7 protein-coding genes are annotated in these 6,943 nt (G+C 70.2%); 2 read left to right on the plus strand and 5 right to left on the minus strand.

Going from position 1 to position 6,943, the window contains the following annotated elements; genetic code table 11:
• Nucleotides 1-126 precede the first annotated feature (126 nt).
• A complete protein-coding gene (locus tag FNH05_RS28140; RefSeq protein ID WP_144591874.1) occupies nt 127-777 on the plus strand; it encodes a class II aldolase/adducin family protein in 651 nt (216 codons plus the stop codon).
• A gap of 7 nt (nt 778-784) precedes the next feature.
• Here the strand turns inward: FNH05_RS28140 and FNH05_RS28145 are convergent, their stop codons facing one another.
• On the minus strand, nt 785-1,231 hold the full coding sequence (locus tag FNH05_RS28145) for a DUF2871 domain-containing protein (RefSeq protein WP_144591875.1): 447 nt from the start codon (nt 1,229-1,231) through the stop codon (nt 785-787).
• 145 nt (nt 1,232-1,376) lie between these two features.
• Here FNH05_RS28145 and FNH05_RS28150 point away from each other — a divergent pair, with 145 nt between their 5' ends.
• A complete protein-coding gene (locus tag FNH05_RS28150; protein WP_144591876.1) occupies nt 1,377-1,955 on the plus strand; it encodes a TetR/AcrR family transcriptional regulator in 579 nt (192 codons plus the stop codon).
• Nucleotides 1,956-2,018: 63 nt separating this feature from the next.
• On the opposite strand, the gene FNH05_RS28155 is transcribed toward FNH05_RS28150, so the two are convergent.
• The 4 genes from FNH05_RS28155 to FNH05_RS28175 all read right to left on the minus strand — a co-directional run.
• The gene (locus tag FNH05_RS28155; RefSeq protein WP_144591877.1) at nt 2,019-2,768 is read right to left on the minus strand and encodes a hypothetical protein; all 750 of its coding nucleotides are present in this window, start codon (nt 2,766-2,768) and stop codon (nt 2,019-2,021) included.
• A 22-nt stretch (nt 2,769-2,790) separates the two neighbouring features.
• Nucleotides 2,791-3,960, minus strand: a complete 1,170-nt coding sequence (locus FNH05_RS28160) for a hypothetical protein (RefSeq protein WP_186382777.1) — start codon at nt 3,958-3,960, stop codon at nt 2,791-2,793.
• Nucleotides 3,961-4,665: 705 nt separating this feature from the next.
• Nucleotides 4,666-6,582, minus strand: coding sequence for a hypothetical protein (locus tag FNH05_RS28170; protein WP_144591878.1), 1,917 nt, complete (start codon nt 6,580-6,582; stop codon nt 4,666-4,668).
• 4 nt (nt 6,583-6,586) lie between these two features.
• On the minus strand, nt 6,587-6,943 hold a 357-nt coding region (locus tag FNH05_RS28175; RefSeq protein WP_144591879.1), incomplete at its 5' end, for a type VII secretion target.

Below are 6,943 nucleotides of genomic sequence, written 5' to 3' on the forward strand. Positions count from 1 at the left end.
GTTCCCCCGCCTCCGGGAAAGGGCCGCGGCCACAAGCACTGACGCGGAGCGGCGGCCGGAAACGCGGACGGTACGGCCGCTGCCGTACTGCCGTACGGTGGAGCCGATCTCGAGAAGGGTGAGACCGTGATCCTGGCGGAAGAACGCGTCGCGGTGTGCGAGTACGCGCGCCGGATGAGTGCCGACGGGCTGGTGGTGGGCACGTCGGGCAACATCTCCGCGCGCTCGGGGGAACTGGTGGCGGTGACCCCGACCGGGGTGGACTATGCCTGCCTGCGTCCGCAGGACATCCCCGTGGTGGCCCTCGACGGGTCTACTGTGGACGGTGAGCTGCTGCCGACCAGCGAACTCCCGATGCACCTCGCCGTCTACGGCCGCGCCGAGGACCCGGACGGCGCGCCGGTGCGCGCGGTGGTGCACACGCATTCCGTGCACGCGACCGCGGTGTCCACCCTGGTCGACGAGGTACCGCCGGTCCATTACCTCCTGGCCGTCGTCGGCCCCAGCGTGCGGACCGCGCGATACGCCACCTACGGCACCACCGAACTCGCCGAATCCATGCTCGCCGCGCTCGAGGGGCGCCGCGGCTGCCTGCTCGCCAACCACGGCACGATCACCTACGGTGACACGCTCGGCTCGGCGTACCACCGGGCGGAACAGCTGGAGTGGGTGTGCCGCCTCTGGCTGCTCGCCCGGTCGGCGGGCACGCCGCGGCTGCTCCCGGCCGCCGAGATCGAGCACGTGGTCGGCAAGCTCCGCGGCTACGGGCAGCGCTGACGCCGGCTCAGGCTTCGGCCGGCTCCTCGACCGGCTTCTCCGTCTCCTTCTGCGGCTTCGGCAGGGCCTTGCCGATGGCCACGAAGAGGAAGGCGAGGCCGAGGGTCAGCCCGATGTGGCCGAGACCGGCGATCCCGGCGATCGCCGGGCCGGACTCCTTGCCCAGCACCGTCAGCGTGCCGTGGACCAGCATCATCGCCACCGTCAGCGCGAGACCGGCGTTGTAGGTCCAGAAGAACACCTTGAAGGCCGGAGCCTGCGAGATCTTGAGCGTGACGTCGAGTGCCAGCACGATCAGGAACAGCAACATGCCCAGGGCCAGCAGGTGGGTGTGCACCACGGAGAGCTGGGTCTCGCCGGTGAAGTTGTGGGCCTTGGTCAGCTCCCGGTAGTAGAAACCGCCCGCCAGGCCGAGCACCAGGTAGACCAGGGCGGCCCAGTAGCTCTTCTTCATCCGCTTTCCTTTTCCCGGGCCCGCCGCCAGCCGGCTCGGCCCGCACCTACTTGGCGACAGGTCTGTCTCTAAGATGACGGCAACGTAGCAAACCAAGCCGGCTCCCGGCGGGGCGCCCCCGCCGGAAGCCTGTCACGAGGAACCGATGCCGAAGATCACCGCGGGAAGTGTGCGCGAACAGCGCGAGCAGCGGCTCGGCCAGCTCATCGCCGCGGCCGAAGCGATCCTCGCCGAAGACGGTGTCGCGGCACTCACCGCGGGTGCGGTGGCCCGCCGCGCCGGGCTCGCCCGCAACAGCATCTACCGGTACTTCTCGTCCATCGACGAACTCGTCGAACTCATCGTGACCCGCGAGTTCCCGGCCTGGATCGAGGCCGTCACCCGTGCCGTGGAAGCACAAAGCGATCCCGTGGCGCGGGCCGTCGCCTATGTGGTGGCCAACCTCGACCAGGCGGCGAAGGGCACGCACGGCGGCCGGGTCGCCCTCGCCCGGGGCGCGCTGTCGGCTTCGGGACTGGATCGCGTCCGGGAGCTGCACACCTCGCTGGCCGGCCTGCTCGACGGCATCGTGTCCGAACTGGACACCGGGCAGCCCCGGCTGGTGCAGGCGGTGCTGCAGTCCCTTGTGGACGCCTGTGTCCGGCGGATCGACGCCGGTGACGAGCATCCGGCGGTGCTGGCCTACGCGCGCAGGGCCACCACCGCCCTCCTGCAAACCTCCTGAACGCCCGCGGCTCGGGTGGGCCGTGAGGGGACCCCTCACGGCAGCAGCGAAGCCGGGGAGAGCTTACGGAGCGGTGTGGCTGAGTGTGCTCGCACGGTGGTGGTCCGGGCGGTGCAGCCCTCCGGCGAGCCAGGCACCCGAGGCGCCGAGCACCAGCGTCGCGGCGATCGCGGCCGCGAGCAGCGTCACCGGCAGCGTGACGGCCCGCGAAACGCGGCCCGGGATACGGGGTCGGGTTTTCCGTGCGCCGAAGGTGAGCCGCACCGCGGGAACGATCCGGGCGAGCGTGTGCAGTCCGGTCACCACCGCCCAGACCAGGAATGTCGCCTGGTGCAGGCGCAGCACGTCGACGCGCTGCCCGAGCACGGTCAGCAGCGGGGTACGGCTCGCGTCCGGGCCGAGGAAGACGAGGGCGAGCCCGGTCCCGAGCACGGCCAGCGTGAACAGCACGACCAGCGGCCCCAGCAACCGCAACGGCGTGGGAGGGGGCCCGGCCTGGCGGTAGGCGCGATCACCGGTGTAGTAGCGCACGATGCGCCAGCCGGTGGTGGCGGTCTTGAGCAGGGCCGGGGGCACCAGCAGCACGCCGACCACGACATGCCAGCTCAGGAAACGCCCGATGCTGAGCAAGGTGCCGAGTTCGACGGCGAACAGCACCAGCAGCACGAGACCGGTCCACGCGGTCAGCCGGGCGTTGCCCGCGGGCCCGCCGGTGCCCGATCGCACGGGATCGTCCCGGTGCTCCCGCCCGAGTGCCTCCGCCAAGGTCCGCTCGGACCACTGCCGCACCACCACGTGCGCATCCTCCTTCACGCCACCGGCCTGCCCGGTGCGCTCAGTCTCGCGCGAGGTTCTTGGGGGAATCTTGGGGCCGGGAAGGCGGACGTGCGGCCGCGGGTGCTTCCTGGCGCGGGATCGGCGCGCCGTCGCGGATCGGGTCGGTGGAGGCGGCCAGCCAGGACGCCAGCGCGGCGGGAGGCCGGCGGCGCGGCAGCCGTTCGGCCAGTTCCTGGTGGAGGGAAAGCGCGTGGCTGCAGTGTTCGTGCCAGGTGCTGGCAAGCGCTTCCCTGGTCGCCTTCGGGCGCAGCAGGTCGGCACGCAGGCGGAACTGGGCGTGCAGGGAATGCCGGAAGGCCGCGGTGGTTTCGTCCGGCAGCCCGGCCAGTGCGGCGGGGGTGCGGCCGTCGCAGACGGGGCATTCACAGCGCCACAGGTGATCGAACTCCGGCAGGGCGCCGATGACCTCGTCGAGGGTGTCCAGTGCGTGGTAGGCCAGCAGCGGGGTCACGAAGGCGGCGGCCCGGGGTGGCCGGCCGCCCTGCCCGCGTGTCACCGGGTACAGGTGGCGCAGTGCACTGACCGTGCCGATCGCCGCCGCGAGCGCGCCGTGGCACAGCGCGCCAAGGGCGCCGACGTCCGAGCGCAACAGCACCACCGGAACCGGGGATTCGCGCAGCAGATACAGGAAGTTCCGGACGACGTACTGGACGGCGAACGGGTCCCCCCGGCTCTCGACGGCCACCGCCACCGGGACGCCGTGCACGGCGATCTCCCGGACCAGGGCCCCGGCGATGGCCGTGGTGGCGAACCACCGGGCGGCCAGAGGCAGCACCGCCAGGGCGGGTGGTGGCTGGCGTGCCGCCGCGCGCAGGATGGTCCGCAGGCCCTGCAGGTTGCGGGCCTCCAGATACCCGGAGTCGGTCAGCGCCACCAGTCCCAGGTCCTGCTGGCGGCGGCACCAGCCGGGCCGGATCCCGCGGGCGGCGTTCTTCCGGCCGGGGCCCGAGTACCGGTCCGCGTCGCACAGCACCGGCCCGGTGAATCCCGCCCTCCGCAGGCCGCGTACCGCCGGTTCCGGCTCCTTCCCGGTCAGCACCAGACCCGCGTCGTACGCGGCCGCGACCTCGGCCGCGATCCCGGCCTGGGCGGGCCGGCACTGGATCAGCAACCGGCCCGCCAGTGCGCCGAGGGCTCCGTGCTCCCCCGGCACCTCGGTCGCCACCATGGATCCACCCTGTGCGCCGGGGCGGGGCGCTGTCAGCACCGGTCACACGGATGCCCGGCAACAGCCCGCCGATGGCCGAACGCACGCCACGCTCCGCGCACGGCGTGCTCAGGTCAGGGTGCCCACCGGTCCCTTCCGGTGCCCGTTTGCGGCGCACCACCCGCTCGGGCACGGCCACCCCGGCGGGCCGGTGCCGGTCCGCGGGCAGCACCCGCGGCGAGGTGCTGCGGTCGGCCGCGCGCAGCGATTGCGCCGAAGTGATCCACTCCTCGGCGGGGTCGGCGATCTCCAGCAGCAGGGTTTCGAATTCCGGGCGGGTGGTTTCCAGGATGTGCGACCAGCCACTCGTCGAAGTGGGGGATCAGCACCTCTTCCACGGTGTCCCACGCGTTCGTGGAGCCGGACAGGTCGAGCACATCCTCCCGCGCCGAGGATCTGGAAGGCCTCGGTCAGCAGCCGCATGACCTCGACCCGCAGCACGTTGGGGTGACCGTAGGAGGTGAACTTCGGGTTGTGCCAAGGTCAAGACCAGTGCGCACGCACGGCGTGCCGGTCCCGGACGTGATTCCCATCGTCGCCTCCCCCGGCCGTGGAACCGGATGAGACCAGCCAACCGAACTGGGGAAACGCCACAAGACACGTTCTCTCTACAAACACAAGAAGAGGGGCCACGGGGATTTCCCCGCGGCCCCTCTTCTGCAACCGTCAGAGCGTGGTGGGATCGGGATGGGTGGCCCGCCACTTCTCGTCGGACTTGTTCCAGGCCTCCTCGGCCCGGCTCTGGATGTCGGTCAACTGCTTGTCGATGTTGACGATGGTCTTGTTGATCCAGCCGATCCCGTTCTTGCTGCTCTTCGCGTCGGCCAGCCCCTTGACCACCGGGTAGAGGTCGGGCTCGTGCTTCTTGACCCAGGTGTCCACGAACTTCGCCTTGTCGGTCGTCTCCTTGCCGAAGGTGTCCTTGAGCCACTGCTCGTGCTTCTTCAGGGCATCGATGTCGTAGCCCTTCAGCCCCGACTTCGGGTCGGGCTTCGGCTCAGCCTCCCCGTGGTGACCGTTATCGGCATTGTCACCTTGGTGACCGTTACCGGCGTTGTCGCCCTGGTGGCCGTTACCGGCGTTCTCGCCCGGGTGACCATTACCCGCGTTCTCGCCCGGGTGACCATTACCCGCATTGTCGCCCGGGTGGCCGTTACCGGCGTTCTCGCCCGGGTGACCATTACCCGCATTGTCGCCCGGGTGACCATTACCCGCGTTCTCGCCCGGGTGACCATTACCCGCGTTCTCGCCCGGGTGCGAGCCATTGTTGGTGGACGGGTTGTCGGCAGGGTGCTGCGAGCCTCCGCCGTTGTCCGAGGTGTGCTGGTTCCCCGAATTCTCGCCGCTGGGATGCGGTTGAGCCGTCGGGGCGTCGCCGGGATGCGTCAACGGGGTGTCGTGGGACGCCCCGGGGCCGTTGAAGTGGTTGTCCGCGGCGAGCCACGTTTGGAAGGGGTCTTCCTCGTCCGGCCTCGTGGAGTTGCCGGAACTACCGCTGCCTTCGTCGTTCGGACGAGCCGGAGGCGGATTGTCGGCCGGATGCTGGTTCCCAGCCTCATTGTCGGCCGGATGCTGGTTCCCAGCCTCGTTATCGGCCGGATGCTGACCCCCAGCCTCGTTATCGGCCGGATGCTGACCCCCAGCCTCGTTGTCGGCCGGATGCTGACCCCCAGCCTCGTTATCGGCCGGATGCTGACCCCCAGCCTGGTTGTCGCCGGGGTGTGTCGTCGTCGGGTTGTCGCCGGTGTGCGTGTTCGTGGTGGGTCCGCCGTGGCTGCTCGCTCCCCCGCCCTCGGGATGCCGCACCGAGTTCAGGCTGATCGCGTCATCCTCCTTGCCCATGCTCGCGAGCTGCTTGAGGCGGCCGGCGACCCGGCTGGCGAAGGCACCGACCTTCGCCAGTTTGCCCCCCATCGAGGCGGTTTCGACGGTGCTCTCGACCACCACCTTCGTCGTCCCGACCGCCACCGAGGCACCGAAGGTGGGCACCGCGAGTGCCAGCGCCATGAGCATGGTCGAGATGATGTCGCCGAGCAGGGTGGTGATGATGTCACGGAACAGGTTCCGCACCGCCGCGATCAGCGCCATGGTGGTCTCGACCACGTAGCCCGAGATGTCGACCGACTTGGCCCGGGCGTCGATGTGCGCCTTGTGGCCGTCCATTTCGCCGCGGAAGCTCTCGTAGCCCGCCCCCTGCCACTGGGTGATCATCGAGCCCAGTGCGGTGTCGAGATCGGCACCCGTGTTCCGCAGGTCCTCGGCGATGCCGTGCAGGCGGTCGGAGATGACCTTGATCTGGTCGGGGTTGCCCGCGATCTGGTCCAGTGGCCAGCGCAGGAACGACACGTGTTCGATCAGCCAGCCGAGACCGGCGGCGATGAGCTTGGCCAGCGGGTCCATCACGAAGGCGATCGTGTCGAGGACGCCACTGGCGACGCCCACCCCGATTTCCACGGCCAGCGCGGCCCGGTCCCCACCGTGAGCGGTCTTGATCTCCTCGCACGCCTTCGCGACGCTGTTCCAGCTGTCGACGACGCCGGCGCCGCTGGTCGCGTTCGAGGACGTCACATCGAGCACGGCCATCAGTTCACACCTCCGCCTTGAAAGTGCCCAGATCGGCGGCGACGTTCTGGTCGTGCTGGGTGTAGGTGTTGGCGGCCGTCTGCGTGCGGTCGGCCGCGTCGGTCATCTCCTTCGACAGCTTCGACAACTGGTCGCCGACCACCCCCATCGCGATGCGGGCGGGGACCGCCAGCAGCTGCGCGGCGAAGATGCCGAAGGCATTGTTGTCGAAGCCGTTGGCGTCGTGCACTCCGCTCGACGCCTGCTCCACGGCGGGCGCGGTGGTGCCCTTCAGGTAGCCGGCGAACTTGCCCAGCTCCTGCGGGTCGACCTGGTAACCGTTCTGGGCCACCGGATTCCTCTCTGCTACCAGGGATTGGTG

The sequence above is a fragment of the Amycolatopsis rhizosphaerae genome, assembly GCF_007713715.1.
GTDB lineage: Bacteria > Actinomycetota > Actinomycetes > Mycobacteriales > Pseudonocardiaceae > Amycolatopsis_E > Amycolatopsis_E rhizosphaerae.